Raw genomic sequence first — 15629 nt, forward strand, 5'->3', positions numbered from 1 at the left:
ATCCGTGTAGGGCAATCCCTACACCGGGGCTTCCAGCCTGCTTAGGCAAATCTCTCCTGGCCCCCGATTTGCGCGGTATGTGCGCTGTTCTAGTCTTGATCCCACGCAGACAAAACAAAGGTGTGGGTAATGAGCGACGTCGATTCAAGCGCTGGGGCAAATGATGTTCTGGTCAGCTTTCGTGGTGTGCAGAAGAGCTACGACGGCGAAGCACTCATCGTCAAAGACCTTAACCTGGACATTCGCAAAGGCGAATTCCTCACCCTGCTCGGGCCATCGGGCTCCGGCAAGACCACCAGTCTGATGATGCTGGCCGGTTTCGAGACGCCGACCGCGGGCGAAATCCTGCTGGGTGGCCGCGCCATTAACAACGTGCCGCCCCACAAGCGCGACATTGGCATGGTGTTCCAGAACTACGCACTGTTCCCGCACATGACGGTCGCCGAGAACCTGGCGTTCCCGCTGTCGGTGCGCGGCATGAGCAAGAGCGAGATCGGCGACAAGGTCAAGCGCGCACTGGGCATGGTTCAACTGGATGCCTTCGCGCATCGCTACCCGGCGCAGTTGTCCGGTGGTCAGCAGCAGCGTGTGGCCTTGGCCCGCGCGCTGGTTTTCGAGCCGCAACTGGTGCTGATGGACGAACCCCTCGGCGCACTCGACAAGCAACTGCGCGAACACATGCAGATGGAGATCAAACATCTGCACCAGCGTCTGGGCGTGACCGTGGTCTACGTGACCCACGACCAGGGCGAAGCCCTGACCATGTCCGATCGCGTTGCCGTGTTCCATCAGGGCGAGATCCAGCAGATCGCCCCGCCGCGTACCCTTTATGAAGAACCCAAGAACACCTTCGTCGCCAACTTCATTGGCGAGAACAACCGTCTCAACGGGCGCTTGGTCAGCCAGACCGGTGACCGCTGCGTCGTCGAGCTGGAACGGGGAGAGAAGGTCGAGGCACTGGCAATCAATGTCGGCCAGGCCGGCGAGCCGGTCACCCTCTCGATCCGTCCGGAACGCATCAGCCTCAATGGCCGTAGCGAAAGTTGTGTAAACCGTTTCTCGGGCCGTGTTGCCGAGTTCATCTATCTGGGCGACCACGTTCGTGTGCGTCTGGAGGTGGCAGGCAAGACCGACTTTTTCGTCAAGCAGCCTATCGCCGAACTGGATGCGGCCTTGAGCGTTGGCGATGTCGTGCCCCTTGGATGGCAAGTCGAGCACGCTCGCGCGCTCGATCCCTTGCAGCAAGTGCATTGATCTATCGATAAAAGCAACAACAGAGGCGAACGATCGCCCGTCCCAATCGCTTACCAACACTGCTCGTGGAGAAAAGAATAAATGCTGAAATCATTGAAGTTCACCGCTATCACGTTGGGCATGATGTGCGCGTCCCAAGCCATGGCCGCTGATCTGACCGTTATCTCTTTCGGCGGCGCCAACAAGGCTGCTCAGGAAAAGGCTTTCTATGCCCCTTGGGAGAAAGCAGGCAACGGCAAGATCATCGCTGGCGAGTACAACGGTGAAATGGCCAAGATCAAGACCATGGTCGACACCAAGAGCGTTTCCTGGGATCTGGTAGAAGTCGAATCGCCTGAGCTGTCCCGCGGTTGTGACGAAGACATGTTTGAAGAGCTGGACCCTGCGCTGTTCGGCAAGGCCGAGAACTTCGTGCCGGGCGCGCTGACCACTTGCGGCGCTGGTTTCTTCGTATGGTCCACCGTGTTGGCTTACAACGCCGACAAGGTCAGCACCGCTCCGACCAGTTGGGTCGATTTCTGGGACACCAAGAAATTCCCGGGCAAGCGCGGTCTGCGCAAGGGTGCCAAGTACACCCTGGAGTTCGCTCTGATGGCCGACGGCGTAGCGCCGAAGGACGTCTACAAGGTGCTGGCCAGCAAGGACGGTCAGGACCGCGCCTTCAAGAAGCTCGATGAACTCAAGCCAAACATTCAATGGTGGGAAGCGGGCGCTCAGCCGCCTCAGTACCTCGCTTCCGGCGACGTGGTCATGAGCTCGGCCTACAACGGTCGTATCGCTGCCGTGCAGAAAGAAAGCAACCTGAAAGTGGTCTGGACCGGCGGCGTGTATGACTTCGACGCATGGGCCATTCCGAAGGGGTCGAAAAACGCTGAAGCGGCGAAGAAGTTCATCGCTTACATCCTGAGCCCGGAGCAGCAGAAGACCTATTCGCAGAACATCGCCTACGGCCCGGCCAATACCCAGGCGGTCGCTTTGCTGGACAAGGAAACCCTGCAGAACATGCCGACCACTCCTGAAAACATCAAGGACCAGGTGCAGATGGACGTGACGTTCTGGACTGACAATGGCGAGTCGCTGGAACAGCGCTTCACCGCTTGGGCAGCCAAGTAATCGCGTCAACCTGAGTTAGATCCAGGAGCGTTTCCGGTTCAGGAAACGCTCCCCTCGTTAGTAGATTTCGGAGTTCGATATGGCCACCGCCGTGCCCCTGACTGAAGGCGCCAGCCCCAACCTGAAGCAACGCCTGGCTCGCGCCGAGCGGGTCAACCGCTGGAAAGCACAGGCTCTGATCGCTCCGTTGGTCATCTTTCTGCTGCTGGTCTTTCTGGTGCCCATCGCTGCGCTGCTCTACAAGAGCGTCAGCAACCCGGAAGTCGTTTCAGCACTGCCGAGCACCGTGATTGAAGTCGAGAAATGGGACGGCAAAGGTCTTCCTCCCGAATCGGTCTACAAGGCGCTGAGCCTTGACCTGGCTGAAACCCGCAAGAATTCGACCCTGGGCGATCTGTCCAAGCGTCTGAACATGGAGCTGGCCGGCTATCGCAGCCTGCTGAGCAAGACCGCTCGTGCTTTGCCCTTCAAGACCGAGCCGGCCTCTTACAAGGATGCACTGGAAGCGCTGGACGAGCGTTGGGGCGACCCCGCCTATTGGCAGGCGATTCGTCGCAATACCAGTAGCGTCACCCCTTATTACCTGCTGGCCGCTGTTGACCATCGCATCGACGATGTCGGTGAAGTGGCCGCTGCGACTCCTGACCAGGCCATTTACCTGGATATCTTCACCCGCACATTCTGGATGGGACTGGTCATCACCTCCATCTGCCTGGTGCTGGCGTATCCGCTGGCCTACCTGCTGGCCAGCCTGCCTGCGCGGCAGAGCAACCTGCTGATGATTCTGGTTCTGCTGCCGTTCTGGACCTCGATTCTGGTACGGGTCGCGGCCTGGATCGTGTTGCTGCAATCGAGTGGCCTGATCAATGGTGCCTTGATGGCCATGGGCATCATCGACAAGCCCATCGAACTGGTCTTCAACCGGGTCGGCGTCTACATCGCGATGGTGCACATCATGTTGCCGTTCATGATTCTGCCGATCTACAGCGTGATGAAGAACATCTCCCCGACCTACATGCGTGCGGCCATTTCCCTGGGCTGCCACCCGTTCACCAGCTTCTGGCGCGTGTACTTCCCGCAGACCTATGCCGGTATCGGTGCTGGCTGCCTGCTGGTCTTCATCCTGTCGATCGGCTACTACATCACTCCGGCATTGCTGGGTAGCCCGAACGACCAGATGGTCAGCTATTTCGTGGCCTTCTACACCAACACCAGCATCAACTGGGGCATGGCGACAGCGCTGGGCGGCCTGCTGCTGTTGGCAACCGTCGTGCTGTATCTGATCTATAGCTGGTTGGTCGGCGCCAGCCGCCTGCGCTTGAGCTGAGGGGAATCATCATGCTGAATTCGTATTCGTCGCCCATCGAGCGCATCTGGTATTACGCACTGCGTATCATCTGCGCGCTGGTGCTGCTGTTTCTGGTGTTGCCGGTGCTGGTCATCGTGCCGCTGTCGTTCAACTCGGGCAGCTTTCTGGTCTATCCGCTGCAAGGCTTTTCATTGCAGTGGTATCAGGACTTCTTCGCTTCTGCCGAGTGGATGCGCTCGCTGAAGAACAGCATGATCGTTGCACCGGCTTCCACGCTGCTGGCAATGATTTTCGGCACACTGGCCGCTATCGGCCTGACCCGTGGCGACTTCCCCGGCAAGCCGCTGGTCATGGCGCTGGTGATCTCGCCGATGGTGGTGCCGATGGTGATTGTCGGTGTCGCCAGCTACCTGTTCTTCGCACCGCTGGGGCTGGGCAACAGCTACACCTCGCTAATCCTGGTGCATGCGGTATTGGGCGTGCCGTTCGTGATCATCACCGTGTCGGCCACCTTGCAGGGCTTCAACCACAACCTGGTACGCGCCGCCGCTAACCTCGGCGCTTCGCCGCTGACGGCGTTCCGTCGGGTGACCCTGCCGTTGATCGCACCCGGTGTCATCTCCGGTGCGCTGTTCGCCTTTGCGACCTCGTTCGATGAAGTGGTGGTCACCCTGTTCCTCGCCGGCCCCGAACAAGCGACCCTGCCGCGCCAGATGTTCAGCGGCATCCGCGAAAACCTCAGCCCGACCATCGCCGCCGCCGCGACCTTGCTGATCGCCTTCTCGGTGGCGTTGCTGCTGGTGCTGGAGTGGCTGCGTGGACGCAGCGAAAAGCTGCGTACGCAGGTGGAGTAGCCTCTTCGCGAATGAATTCGCTCCATTACGAGCGAATTCATTCGCGAAAAACCAGATATTTCATCCCCCAAGGCATATCCCGATCTCTTGGAGTACAATGCGCGCCACCGTGATTCTGCTCAAACAGGTGCGCCATGCAGCCCTTCGTTATTGCCCCATCGATCCTTTCCGCTGACTTCGCCCGTCTGGGTGAGGACGTTGACTCTGTACTGGCCGCGGGTGCCGACTTCGTTCACTTCGATGTCATGGACAATCACTATGTCCCTAACCTGACCATCGGTCCGATGGTGTGCAGCGCGCTGCGCAAGTATGGCGTCACTGCACCCATTGATGTGCATCTGATGGTCAGCCCGGTGGATCGCATCATCGGCGATTTCATCGAAGCCGGTGCCACCTACATCACCTTTCACCCTGAAGCGACCCAGCATATCGATCGTTCTCTGCAACTGATCCGCGAGGGCGGCTGCAAGGCAGGTCTGGTGTTCAACCCGGCGACGCCCCTGAACCTGCTGGAATACGTCATGGACAAGGTCGACATGATCCTGCTCATGAGCGTCAACCCGGGCTTCGGCGGTCAGAAGTTCATTCCCGGTACGCTGAACAAACTGCGCGAAGCGCGTGCCTTGATCGATGCTTCGGGGCGTGACATCCGTCTGGAAATCGATGGTGGCGTCAACGTCGCGAACATCCGTGAGATCGCGGCTGCGGGCGCGGATACTTTTGTGGCCGGCTCGGCTATCTTCAATGCCCCCGACTACAAAGAAGTGATCGAGAAAATGCGCAACGAACTGGCGTCCGCCCGCGCATGAGCGGCTTCGAGCAGTTGTTTGCGGGCAAGTTGCCCAGGCTGATCATGTTCGATCTGGACGGGACCCTCGTGGATTCCGGGCCTGATCTGGCCGTGGCCGTTGACAAGATGCTGCTCGAACTCGGTCGCCCGCCAGCGGGCCTTGAGTCGGTTCGGCAATGGATCGGCAATGGCGCACCGGTACTGGTGCGTCGGGCGCTGGCCAATGACATTGATCACAGCGGTGTCGATGACGCCCTGGCCGAGCAGGCGCTGGAAATCTTCATGCAGGCTTATGCCGAAAAACACGAATTCACCGTGGTCTACCCCGGCGTTCGTGAAACCCTGAAGTGGTTGCAGAAGATGGGCGTCGAAATGGCCCTCATCACCAACAAGCCGGAGCGCTTCGTCGCTCCGTTGCTGGATGAAATGAAACTGGGACGTTTCTTTCGCTGGATCATTGGCGGCGACACCATGCCACAGAAAAAGCCAGACCCTGCGGCTCTGTTCTTCGTGATGAAAATGACCGGTATTCCTGCCTCCCAGTCACTGTTCGTCGGCGACTCTCGCTCCGATGTGCAGGCGGCGAAGGCGGCTGGCGTGGCCTGTGTCGGGCTGACCTATGGCTACAACCATGGCCGGCCCATCGCTGAAGAATCCCCTTCGCTGGTGATCGATGATCTGCGCAAGCTGATTCCCGGTTGCCTGGATCAGGACGCTGAGATACTGTTGCCCGATATTCAACGTCCCTCCCTTAGAGATTCCATCGTGGTGGTCACTCGCAAACTCTGGATGAAAGTCATCAAGGCCCTGGCCCGTTGGCGTTGGCGCGCCTGACTTGATTCCGGCCGCTTGCGCGGCACGTTTGCCTACCTGACCGTTTTACCCTCAAACCACGAGGCTGCTCATGAACCGTGAAGAATTCCTGCGTTTGGCTGCTGCTGGCTATAACCGCATCCCGCTTGCCCACGAAACCCTGGCTGACTTCGACACCCCGCTGTCGATCTACCTGAAACTGGCCGACCAGCCGAACTCTTACCTGCTGGAGTCGGTGCAGGGCGGCGAGAAGTGGGGGCGCTACTCTATCATTGGCCTGCCTTGCAGCACCGTGATGCGCGTTCATGGTCACCATGTCAGCGTGACCCACGAAGATGTGGAAGTCGAAAGCCATGACGTCGAAGATCCGCTGGCCTTCGTCGAAGAGTTCAAGGCGCGTTACAACGTCCCGACCATTGCCGGTCTGCCACGCTTCAACGGTGGTCTGGTGGGTTACTTCGGCTATGACTGTGTGCGTTATGTCGAAAAGCGTCTGGCCAACTGCCCGAATCCGGACCCGCTGGGTGTGCCGGATATCCTGCTGATGGTTTCCGATGCGGTCGTGGTATTCGATAACCTGGCGGGCAAGATGCACGCCATCGTATTGATCGATCCGGCCCAACAGGACGCATATGAAAGCGGACGTGCGCGCCTTGATGAACTGATGGAAAAACTCCGTCAGCCCATCACGCCACGCCGTGGCCTGGAACTGGACAGACCGCCTGCTGCAGAGCCTGTGTTCCGTTCCAGCTTCACCCAGAACGATTACGAAAAGGCAGTCGACACCATCAAGCAATACATCCTCGCCGGGGATGTAATGCAGGTCGTGCCGTCGCAGCGCATGTCCATCGATTTCAAGGCGGCACCTATCGATCTGTACCGGGCGCTGCGCTGCTTCAACCCGACGCCCTACATGTATTTCTTCAACTTCGGCGATTTCCATGTGGTCGGTAGTTCGCCGGAAGTGCTGGTGCGGGTCGAGGACAATCTGGTCACCGTTCGCCCGATTGCCGGTACACGCCCGCGTGGTGCCACCGAAGAGGCCGATCGCGCCTTGGAAGAAGACCTGCTGTCCGACGACAAGGAAATCGCCGAGCACCTGATGCTTATCGATCTCGGTCGTAACGACACGGGCCGTGTTTCGGAAATCGGTTCGGTCAAGCTGACCGAGAAGATGGTCATCGAGCGTTACTCCAACGTGATGCACATCGTTTCCAACGTCACCGGCCAGCTGAAAAGCGGGCTGACGGCCATGGACGCCCTGCGCGCCATTCTGCCGGCAGGCACCTTGTCCGGTGCGCCGAAGATCCGCGCCATGGAAATCATCGACGAGCTGGAGCCCGTGAAGCGTGGCGTCTATGGCGGTGCGGTGGGTTACATGGCCTGGAACGGCAATATGGACACTGCGATTGCCATCCGTACCGCAGTCATCAAAGACGGTGAACTGCATGTGCAGGCGGGCGGCGGTATCGTTGCCGACTCGGTGCCGGCCCTTGAGTGGGAAGAAACCATCAACAAGCGCCGTGCGATGTTCCGGGCTGTGGCGTTGGCTGAGCAGACGACGGGCGAGAAGGCGTGAGCTTCAAGCGGTAAGCGGCAAGCTTTAAGCTTCAAGTAGTGAGCTTCATGTGAAACGCGGTGTCGGCTTTGGCCGACGCCGCGTTTTTGTTTGGGTCAGGCTGCCCGTGCTTCTTCCAGGGCTTCGGCGGACAGTTGCTGGTTGTGGCGGTTGGCGTAGTTCTCGGCCATGACCGAGCAGACGATCAACTGCATGGGGTGGTAGATCATGATCGGCAGCAGGATCAGGCCCAGGCCCGGGTTGGCGCCGAAGATCAGTGCTGCCATGGGCGCTCCGGCGGCCAGGGATTTCTTGGTGGCGCAGAACACGGCTGCGACGCGGTCGCCATGATCGAACTTAAGGGCGCGTGCGGTGCGGGTCGTCATGAACAGGATCACGGCCAACAGCACGGCGGTGCCGATAAAGGCGGTCAGAATCACGCTGCTGCCCTGGGCTTGCCACATGCCTGAAATCATCGAATTGCAGAACGCGGCGTAAACCAGCAACAGGATCACGATCTTGTCGATCAGGTTGGTGTACTTCTTGTGCCGGGCAAAGAACTTGCCTGCCAGCGGGCGAATCAATTGGCCGAGAACCAGCGGCAGCAACAACATGCCGCACAGGTCCAGCAAGGTCGAACCCAGGTCGATCCCGCCCGCACCTGTGCCCACCACCAGGCTGACCAGCCATGGGGTTATGAAAATCCCCAGTACGCTGGACAGGCTGGCGTTGAGAATCGCCGCAGGCACGTTGCCTTTTGCGCTGCCGGTCAGGGCAACCGACGAAGAAATGGTGGAGGGCAGTGCGCAAAGGTAGAAGAAACCCAGCATCAGCAGGGCAGGGACATAGGCGCTCAACAGCGTGTTGCTGATCAGCCAGAGAGCCGGGAACACCACAAAGGTGAAGGCCTGGATCATGGTGTGCAGGCGCCAGTTCTTGAGGCCGTTCCTGATCTGCTCGCTGGACAGATTGACGCCATGCAGGAAGAACACCACGAACACGCCGATATTGATGACGTATTCGGCATGCATGCCGCCGCCTGTGGCGCCGAAGTGCGGGAAGAAATAGGCCAGAACCGTCGCCAGGACCATTCCACAGAGGAACCAGTCGGTCACGACGCGCTTGAGGTGTTTGAGTGCTTGCATAAGAGGCTCGTGCATTCTTTGTAAAAGTGAATGTCCGCAGGCTACTCTGTTGTCTTGTAGCCGTCTTGCGACATAAGGCCATTAGATGCCGAGTAACGGACAAAACACGTCACATCCTCCTACGGGCGAGCGGCACATACCGGTCTTGCAGGATTTGCCGCGCCCGCTTTATGCCCGTGCCGAAAGCCTGAGCGCCGGGTCCTGGACGCCGCCTCATCGCCATGACTGGGTGCAGTTTTCCTACGCCATCAGTGGCGTCCTGGGTGTACACACTGCAGAAGGCAGTTTCTTCGCGCCGCCGCAGTGGGGTGTGTGGGTTCCTGCGGGGCTGGAGCATCAGGTGGTGACGTCCATGCAGGCCGAGATGCGCAGCCTGTATGTGCGAACCCAGGATTCCGGTTGGGCACCGGAGCGTTGCCGGGTGCTGGAAGTGACCCCGCTGGCCCGAGAGCTGATAAAGACTTTCTGCCTGCTGCCCGTGGCTTACCCGGAAGATGACAGCCCTGAGGCGCGTCTGGTGCAGGTGCTGCTGGATCAGCTGTCGCAACTGCCGGAGGTGGGGTTTTCCCTGCCGTTGCCCCGGCACCCTAGGTTACTGGGCTTGTGCAATGAACTGATTGAGAACCCTGCCCGGTTGATCACGCTGCATGACTGGGCTGCACGCCTCGGGATGTCGGAGAAAACCCTGATGCGCCTGTTTCAGCGGGAAACCGGCCTGAGCTTTCGAGGTTGGCGTCAGCGGGCGAGGTTACTGTCATCGCTCAGCGCGCTGGAGGAGGGTGACAGCGTGACCAGCGCTGCCCTGGCATGTGGTTATGACTCCACTTCAGCCTTCATTGCGGCTTTCAAGGGGCTGTTCGGTTACACGCCTGGGGAACTGTTCAAGTAGATTTCGGCGTGAAAGTGCGGCTGATTGCTGCTTTTTCCTACAGCAAGAGTTTTTGAATTCGTAATATCTTTCACCGCTCATTCGGCACGAAAGGTGCTTGAATCAAGGAGTTGAGGCCGTTTTCCACGAAAACTATTCAATCCCGACGGCCATTACCCCTACTCGCTGGCGGAGGATTGCCGTATAACGGCAACAATCGCGTATCTGGCAACAAAGGACCCACAATAAAAGCTGATGAAAACTCCTAAACGCATTGAACCCCTGATCGAAGACGGTCTGGTCGACGAGGTGCTGCGCCCTCTCATGAGTGGGAAAGAGGCAGCTGTTTATGTGGTGCGCTGTGGCAAGGAGCTGCGGTGTGCCAAGGTTTACAAGGAGGCAAACAAACGCAGTTTCCGTCAGGCGGCCGAGTATCAGGAAGGCCGCAAGGTACGCAACAGCCGACAGGCCCGGGCCATGGCCAAGGGGTCCAAGTTCGGTCGCAAGGAAACCGAAGACGCATGGCAGAACGCCGAAGTGGCAGCCTTGTTCCGTCTGGCCAGTGCCGGCGTCAGGGTTCCCAAGCCTTTCGACTTTCTGGAAGGCGTGCTGCTCATGGAGCTGGTTGCCGACGAGTACGGCGATGCAGCGCCACGTCTGAACGATGTGGTGCTGGAGCCGGATCAGGCGCGGGAATACCACGCTTTCCTGATCGAGCAGATCGTGCTGATGCTGTGTGCCGGTCTGGTGCACGGTGACCTGTCCGAGTTCAACGTGCTGCTGGGGCCAAGCGGGCCGGTTATCATCGACTTGCCTCAGGCGGTGGATGCGGCTGGCAACAACCACGCCTTCAGCATGCTGGAGCGGGATGTGGGCAACATGGCTTCCTACTTTGGCCGCTTTGCGCCTGAGCTCAAGGCGACTCGTTACGCCAAGGAAATGTGGTCGTATTACGAAGCCGGTACGCTGTCACCGTCTACGGTGCTCACAGGCCAGTTCGAGGATGAGGAGGAGGCGGCTGACGTCAGGGGTGTGCTGCGCGAGATCGAAGCGGCGCGTCTGGATGAAGCCCGTCGTCAGGCCGCCCGTGCCGCTGACGATGCGCCACCGGGCAAGCCCAACGAAGAACCGCCTCCGCCCTGGATGCAGTAGTTTGATTTCGCTCCTGCGGCGCCGTGCAGGAGCGAATTCATTCGCGAAGGGTTGTATCGTTCAGGTGCAGCAACCCCCCGAAGCCAGGTCCCTGAGGATCGGGCAATCGGGGCGGTCGTCGCCGTGGCAGTGTTCCACCAGCTCCTGCAGAGTATCGCGCAGGCTCGCCAGTTCTTCGATCTTCTGATTCAGGTCGGCGATGTGTTTATGAGCCAGCGCCTTCACATCGCTACTTGCACGCTGACGGTCCTGCCAGAGCGTCAGCAACTTGCCGACCTCTTCCAGTGAAAAGCCCAGATCCCGCGAGCGCTTGATGAACGCCAGTGTGTGCAAGTCTTCGGAGCGATACAGCCGGTAGCCGCTGTCGCTGCGACTGGCAGCCTGCAGCAGCCCGATGGACTCGTAGTAGCGAATCATCTTTGCGCTCAAGCCGCTTTTGCTGGCCGCCTGACCGATGTTCATTGCGCGTCTCCCACGTCATCCGGTTTCCAGGTCTTCAACAGCAGCGCGTTGCTCACCACGCTGACACTGGACAAGGCCATGGCGGCTCCTGCCAGCACCGGGTTGAGATAACCCAGGGCCGCGAGCGGAATACCGATCAGGTTGTAGACAAAGGCCCAGAACAGGTTCTGGCGGATCTTGGCGTAGGTCTTGCGGCTGATCTCCAGTGCTGCGGGCACCAGGCGCGGATCGCCGCGCATCAGGGTGATCCCGGCGGCATGCATCGCCACATCAGTGCCGCCGCCCATGGCGATACCAATATCGGCAGCCGCCAGGGCAGGTGCATCGTTGATGCCGTCACCGACCATGGCCACTACATGGTCCCTTTTCAGGACTTCAACGATCGAGGCTTTTTCGTCGGGCAGCACTTCAGCGTGTACATTGCGGATACCCAGCGCCTCTGCAACCGCTCTGGCGCTGCCGGGATTGTCGCCGGTCAACAAGTGGCAACTGATGCCTCGTGCGCTCAGTTGCTGCATGGCCTGTTCCGCGTCGGGCTTGAGGGTGTCGCCAAACGCGAACATGCCCAGCACTACCGGTTGAGGTCCCAGTTCGATCAGCCAGGACAGGGTTCTGCCTTCGGCCTCCCAGGTTCTGGCGGACTCGGCCAGTTCGCCCATCTGCAAGTTGTTTTCTTCCAGCAGACGCCGGTTGCCCAGGGCCAGTTGATGCCCTTCGACGTCTCCGGCGATGCCGCGCCCGGTGAGGGCCTGGCTGTGTTCGGTGCTGTCCAGCTTCAGTTGCCACTCACGACACACATCCAGCACCGCCTTGGCCAGCGGATGCTCACTGCCGCGTTGCAGGGCGCCTGCCCTTTCCAGCAACTGTTCTTCGTTGCCTTTCACGGCAATCATGTTGGTGATACGGGGTGTGCCGCAGGTCAGTGTGCCGGTCTTGTCGAACACCACGACGTCCACTTCATGGGCGCGCTCCAGTGCTTCGGCGTCCTTGATCAGAATGCCGTAGCGCGCCGCCACGCCCGTTCCGGCCATGATCGCGGCGGGTGTTGCCAGGCCAAGGGCGCAAGGGCAGGCGATGACCAGCACCGCCACTGCATTGATCAAGGCGACTTCCAGCGAGGCACCGGTCAGCATCCAGCCTGTCAGGGTAAAAAGCGCGATGACCAGCACGGCAGGCACGAACACCTGGCTGACTTTATCCACCAGCCTCTGGATCGGCGCCTTGCCTGCCTGAGCGTCCTCGACCAGCTTGATGATGCGCGCCAGTACCGTCTGGGTGCCCAGGGCTGTGGTCCTGATCAGCAACCTGCCTTCGCCGTTGATGGCGCCGCCGGTGACGTTGTCGCCGGGCTGTTTGGCCACCGGCAGGCTCTCGCCACTGATCAAGGCTTCATCGGCATGACTGCGACCTTCCACGACCTGCCCGTCCACCGGGAAGCGCTCACCGGGTTTGACCAGCACCAGATCATCGAGGCGCAAGGCGCTGATGGCGACATCGTGCTCCTGCCCGTCGATCACTTGCAGTGCGCGCTCCGGACGCAATGCTTCCAGGGCGCGGATAGCGCTGGCGGTCTGGCGCTTGGCGCGGCTTTCCAGGTATTTGCCCAGCAGCACCAGCGCGATGACCACGGCCGAGGCCTCGAAATACAGATGCGGCATCTTGCCGGGCGTGGCGGTGATCCATTGATAGAGGCTCAGGCCGTATCCTGCACTGGTGCCGATGGCAACCAGCAGGTCCATGTTTCCGGCGCCTGCCCGCACCGCTTTCCAGGCTGCGACGTAAAAGCGTGCGCCGAGGATGAATTGCACCGGCGTGGCCAGCGCGACTTGCACCCAGGCGGGCAACATCCACTGCACGCCAAAAGGGCCCAGCAACATGGGCATGACCAGCGGCAAGGCCAGGACCAGCGCCAGTACCAAGGCCCAGCGTTCGCGGTTCAGTTGGCGGATCCTGCTGGCGGCATCGGCCTGCTCGTTCTGCAGCAGTGTCGCGCCATAGCCTGCCTGGCTCACGGCGTCGATCAACGTCTGCGGGTCGGTTCCGTTCCCGGTTTGTACATGGGCGCGTTCACTGGCCAGGTTGACCGTGACACTGGTGACCCCGGGCACTTTGGCCAGGGCACGCTCGACCCGACCTGCGCAGCTTGCGCAAGTCATGCCGGTGATCGGCAGGTCGAAGGTGGTGGGTTCTTGCATCTTTTCACTCCCTGAAGGCTTGATGCCTGCAAGGGTCAACCTTGCCACATGGGCAAGGTCAAGCGCGAATCAATAGTTCAGGTCGGCTTTCTTCAGGTACATGCCGTTCAGGTCGGTGGCGATGCGGTACTTGAGAATATCCCCGGCGCGCAGCCTGATCTTGGTGCTGCTCTGGGCCTCCATTCCGGCTGCGCAGCCGACCACGTTGCCTGGCAGCCTGCGCAGGCGCACCGAAACCTCGCCCGGTGGCAGGTTGAAGGATACGGAGTCTTCCTGAAACAGACGGCCGGCCAGCTGGTCCTGAATATAGATGCCGATTTCGCAGGAAGTCGCGACTTCCAGGCGCTCTCGGGAAATAATCAGGATGCCGTAGTCCTGAGCGGCCTGAACGCCGGGGGAAGCGGCCAAGAGACCGAGAATGCCGAAGAGGCTCAATACTGACCAGCGCATGGCTGATACTCCTGCTGTAGACGTCGATGACGAAGCTTGGCCCAGCCCTGCAACTAATACCAGCCCGGCAGGAAAAACAGAAACTTGACCTTGCCACGATGACAAGGTTGAAGATGCCTCGCATCCATCACTCAAGGAGCATCGGCATGCAGTTATTGAAGGTACAAGGCATGACGTGCGGGCATTGTGTCCGTGCAGTGACTCTGGTCATCAAGAACGATGATCCGTCCGCCGAGGTACAGGTCGACCTGGCCAGTTCGCAAGTGCGTGTGCAAAGTGCGTTATCCACAGAGCGGCTCATCGAACTGATCGGCGAAGAGGGGTATCAGGCACAGCCTGATGGTTGAAAAGTCCTGAATTAATTTTTCCCTGTCCGGCGTTATGGGCAAGGCAAGCCGGTTAGACTAACCAGCTGCCTTGCACACGTCTGGACCCCCAATGAATTTCAAGACCATTCTCATTCTTGGTGCCTTGAGCGCCTTTGGCCCGTTGGCCATCGACTTCTATCTTCCCGGTTTCCCCGCCATGGCGGCGTATTTCGGAACCGACGAAAAGCACGTGCAGTTGACCCTGGCAGCCTATTTCCTGGGCCTGTCTATCGGGCAACTGGCCTATGGACCTGTGGCAGACCGTTTTGGTCGGCGGATTCCGTTGCTGGTCGGTGTCACGCTCTTCACGCTGGCTTCGCTGGCCTGCACCTTCGCGCCGAACCTGGACTGGCTGATCGGAGCGCGTTTCGTTCAGGCCCTCGGTGGTTGTGCCGGTATGGTGCTGGCGCGGGCCATTGTCAGTGACAAATGCAATGCCGTGGAGTCGGCCAAGGTCTTCTCGCAGTTGATGCTGGTCATGGGGCTTGCGCCGATTCTGGCGCCGATGCTGGGGGGCGTGCTGGTCAATGTCGCTGGCTGGCAATCGATCTTCCTGTGCCTGACGATCTTCAGTGCGCTGTGCCTTGCGGCCGTGGCCATGGGTTTGCCGGAAAGCATGCCAGCCAGTGTTCCGCGTCAGCCGCTGCGTGGCGCGTTGAAGCAGTACGGCAACTTGCTCAAGGACCGGGTCTTCATCGGCCATGCCCTGACCGGCGGTATTGTCATGGCCGGGATGTTCTCCTACATCGCCGGTTCGCCTTTCGTGTTCATCAAGTTGTATGGCGTCCCAGCCGAGCATTACGGCTGGCTGTTCGGCATGAATGCGGCGGCGTTCATTCTGGTGGCTCAGGTCAATGCACGTCTGTTGCGCAAGCGCAGCCCGGCTTTCCTGTTGCTGCGTACCATCTGGGTCTATCTGGCGGCAGCCCTGACACTGCTGGGCATTGCCAGCCTGCGCACCGAACAGCTCTGGCCGTTGCTGGTCCCGCTGTTCATCTGCATTGCCAGCCTGGGCTGCATCATCCCCAATGCTTCGGCCTGCGCCATGAATGGTCAGTGGGCGCGGGCCGGTAGTGCGTCGGCGCTGATGGGATGCTTGCAATTCAGTGTCGCGGCGGGCGCGGCGAGTCTGGTGGGTGTACTGCATGACGGCACGGCAACGCCCATGGCGGTCGTGATCAGCTTGTGTGGTGTGCTTGCAACGGTGGTTGCGCTGTATACCCGACGCGTGCAGGCGCGCCGTGATGCGCAGGCCCTGTCTGGCTAATTCTGCATCCAGGCAGGAGCGAATTCATTCG

15 protein-coding genes are annotated in these 15629 nt (G+C 60.0%); 11 read left to right on the forward strand and 4 right to left on the reverse strand.

Annotated elements, in window-relative coordinates; translation table 11 throughout:
- Positions 1-129: 129 nt before the first annotated feature.
- The 7 genes from KGD89_RS03050 to trpE all read left to right on the forward strand — a co-directional run bounded on the left by KGD89_RS03050 (position 130) and on the right by trpE (position 7712).
- A complete protein-coding gene (locus KGD89_RS03050) occupies positions 130-1254 on the forward strand; it encodes an ABC transporter ATP-binding protein (protein WP_025258352.1) in 1125 nt (374 codons plus the stop codon).
- Between the two features lie 81 nt (positions 1255-1335).
- Complete coding sequence (locus KGD89_RS03055; RefSeq protein ID WP_025258353.1) at positions 1336-2367, forward strand: polyamine ABC transporter substrate-binding protein; 1032 nt, start codon at positions 1336-1338, stop codon at positions 2365-2367.
- A 79-nt stretch (positions 2368-2446) separates the two neighbouring features.
- Positions 2447-3694: an ABC transporter permease gene (locus tag KGD89_RS03060; protein ID WP_025258354.1), complete on the forward strand. Its 1248-nt coding sequence runs from the start codon at positions 2447-2449 to the stop codon at positions 3692-3694.
- An 11-nt stretch (positions 3695-3705) separates the two neighbouring features.
- A complete protein-coding gene (locus tag KGD89_RS03065; RefSeq protein ID WP_025258355.1) occupies positions 3706-4530 on the forward strand; it encodes an ABC transporter permease in 825 nt (274 codons plus the stop codon).
- 134 nt (positions 4531-4664) lie between these two features.
- A complete protein-coding gene (rpe, locus tag KGD89_RS03070; RefSeq protein ID WP_025258356.1) occupies positions 4665-5339 on the forward strand; it encodes a ribulose-phosphate 3-epimerase in 675 nt (224 codons plus the stop codon).
- A complete protein-coding gene (locus KGD89_RS03075) occupies positions 5336-6154 on the forward strand; it encodes a phosphoglycolate phosphatase (protein ID WP_025258357.1) in 819 nt (272 codons plus the stop codon). Before rpe ends, KGD89_RS03075 begins: the two co-directional genes overlap by 4 nt.
- A gap of 70 nt (positions 6155-6224) precedes the next feature.
- Positions 6225-7712, forward strand: coding sequence for an anthranilate synthase component I (gene trpE, locus KGD89_RS03080; RefSeq protein WP_025258358.1), 1488 nt, complete (start codon positions 6225-6227; stop codon positions 7710-7712).
- A 95-nt stretch (positions 7713-7807) separates the two neighbouring features.
- On the opposite strand, the gene KGD89_RS03085 is transcribed toward trpE, so the two are convergent.
- Complete coding sequence (locus KGD89_RS03085; protein ID WP_025258359.1) at positions 7808-8836, reverse strand: bile acid:sodium symporter family protein; 1029 nt, start codon at positions 8834-8836, stop codon at positions 7808-7810.
- An 85-nt stretch (positions 8837-8921) separates the two neighbouring features.
- Here KGD89_RS03085 and KGD89_RS03090 point away from each other — a divergent pair, with 85 nt between their 5' ends.
- A complete protein-coding gene (locus KGD89_RS03090; protein WP_025258360.1) occupies positions 8922-9725 on the forward strand; it encodes an AraC family transcriptional regulator in 804 nt (267 codons plus the stop codon).
- A 234-nt stretch (positions 9726-9959) separates the two neighbouring features.
- A complete protein-coding gene (locus KGD89_RS03095; RefSeq protein WP_025258361.1) occupies positions 9960-10856 on the forward strand; it encodes a PA4780 family RIO1-like protein kinase in 897 nt (298 codons plus the stop codon).
- Between the two features lie 60 nt (positions 10857-10916).
- On the opposite strand, the gene cueR is transcribed toward KGD89_RS03095, so the two are convergent.
- The 3 genes from cueR to KGD89_RS03110 all read right to left on the reverse strand — a co-directional run bounded on the left by cueR (position 10917) and on the right by KGD89_RS03110 (position 13963).
- Positions 10917-11318: a Cu(I)-responsive transcriptional regulator gene (gene cueR / locus KGD89_RS03100; RefSeq protein ID WP_025258362.1), complete on the reverse strand. Its 402-nt coding sequence runs from the start codon at positions 11316-11318 to the stop codon at positions 10917-10919.
- Positions 11315-13513 carry a heavy metal translocating P-type ATPase gene (locus KGD89_RS03105; protein WP_025258363.1) on the reverse strand — a complete coding sequence of 733 codons (2199 nt, stop codon included), beginning with the start codon at positions 13511-13513 and terminating at the stop codon, positions 11315-11317. The genes cueR and KGD89_RS03105 overlap by 4 nt, the downstream gene beginning before the upstream one ends.
- 69 nt (positions 13514-13582) lie before the next feature.
- Positions 13583-13963 carry a hypothetical protein gene (locus KGD89_RS03110; RefSeq protein ID WP_025258364.1) on the reverse strand — a complete coding sequence of 127 codons (381 nt, stop codon included), beginning with the start codon at positions 13961-13963 and terminating at the stop codon, positions 13583-13585.
- 146 nt (positions 13964-14109) lie between these two features.
- On the opposite strand from KGD89_RS03110, the gene KGD89_RS03115 reads away from it, so the two are divergent.
- Positions 14110-14310, forward strand: coding sequence for a heavy-metal-associated domain-containing protein (locus tag KGD89_RS03115; protein ID WP_025258365.1), 201 nt, complete (start codon positions 14110-14112; stop codon positions 14308-14310).
- 91 nt (positions 14311-14401) lie between these two features.
- Complete coding sequence (locus KGD89_RS03120; protein WP_025258366.1) at positions 14402-15598, forward strand: multidrug effflux MFS transporter; 1197 nt, start codon at positions 14402-14404, stop codon at positions 15596-15598.
- Positions 15599-15629 lie beyond the last annotated feature (31 nt).

The sequence above is a fragment of the Pseudomonas cichorii genome (assembly GCF_018343775.1).
Lineage (GTDB): Bacteria > Pseudomonadota > Gammaproteobacteria > Pseudomonadales > Pseudomonadaceae > Aquipseudomonas > Aquipseudomonas cichorii.

Coding starts and splice junctions, on each gene's coding strand:
- KGD89_RS03095 (WP_025258361.1), top strand. CDS start 9,960: ATGAAAACTCCTAAACGCATTGAACCCCTGATCGAAGACGGTCTGGTC.
- trpE (WP_025258358.1), top strand. CDS start 6,225: ATGAACCGTGAAGAATTCCTGCGTTTGGCTGCTGCTGGCTATAACCGC.
- KGD89_RS03065 (WP_025258355.1), top strand. CDS start 3,706: ATGCTGAATTCGTATTCGTCGCCCATCGAGCGCATCTGGTATTACGCA.
- KGD89_RS03115 (WP_025258365.1), top strand. CDS start 14,110: ATGCAGTTATTGAAGGTACAAGGCATGACGTGCGGGCATTGTGTCCGT.
- KGD89_RS03060 (WP_025258354.1), top strand. CDS start 2,447: ATGGCCACCGCCGTGCCCCTGACTGAAGGCGCCAGCCCCAACCTGAAG.
- rpe (WP_025258356.1), top strand. CDS start 4,665: ATGCAGCCCTTCGTTATTGCCCCATCGATCCTTTCCGCTGACTTCGCC.
- KGD89_RS03110 (WP_025258364.1), bottom strand. CDS start 13,963: ATGCGCTGGTCAGTATTGAGCCTCTTCGGCATTCTCGGTCTCTTGGCC.
- KGD89_RS03075 (WP_025258357.1), top strand. CDS start 5,336: ATGAGCGGCTTCGAGCAGTTGTTTGCGGGCAAGTTGCCCAGGCTGATC.
- KGD89_RS03105 (WP_025258363.1), bottom strand. CDS start 13,513: ATGCAAGAACCCACCACCTTCGACCTGCCGATCACCGGCATGACTTGC.
- KGD89_RS03055 (WP_025258353.1), top strand. CDS start 1,336: ATGCTGAAATCATTGAAGTTCACCGCTATCACGTTGGGCATGATGTGC.
- KGD89_RS03120 (WP_025258366.1), top strand. CDS start 14,402: ATGAATTTCAAGACCATTCTCATTCTTGGTGCCTTGAGCGCCTTTGGC.
- KGD89_RS03050 (WP_025258352.1), top strand. CDS start 130: ATGAGCGACGTCGATTCAAGCGCTGGGGCAAATGATGTTCTGGTCAGC.
- KGD89_RS03090 (WP_025258360.1), top strand. CDS start 8,922: ATGCCGAGTAACGGACAAAACACGTCACATCCTCCTACGGGCGAGCGG.
- KGD89_RS03085 (WP_025258359.1), bottom strand. CDS start 8,836: ATGCAAGCACTCAAACACCTCAAGCGCGTCGTGACCGACTGGTTCCTC.
- cueR (WP_025258362.1), bottom strand. CDS start 11,318: ATGAACATCGGTCAGGCGGCCAGCAAAAGCGGCTTGAGCGCAAAGATG.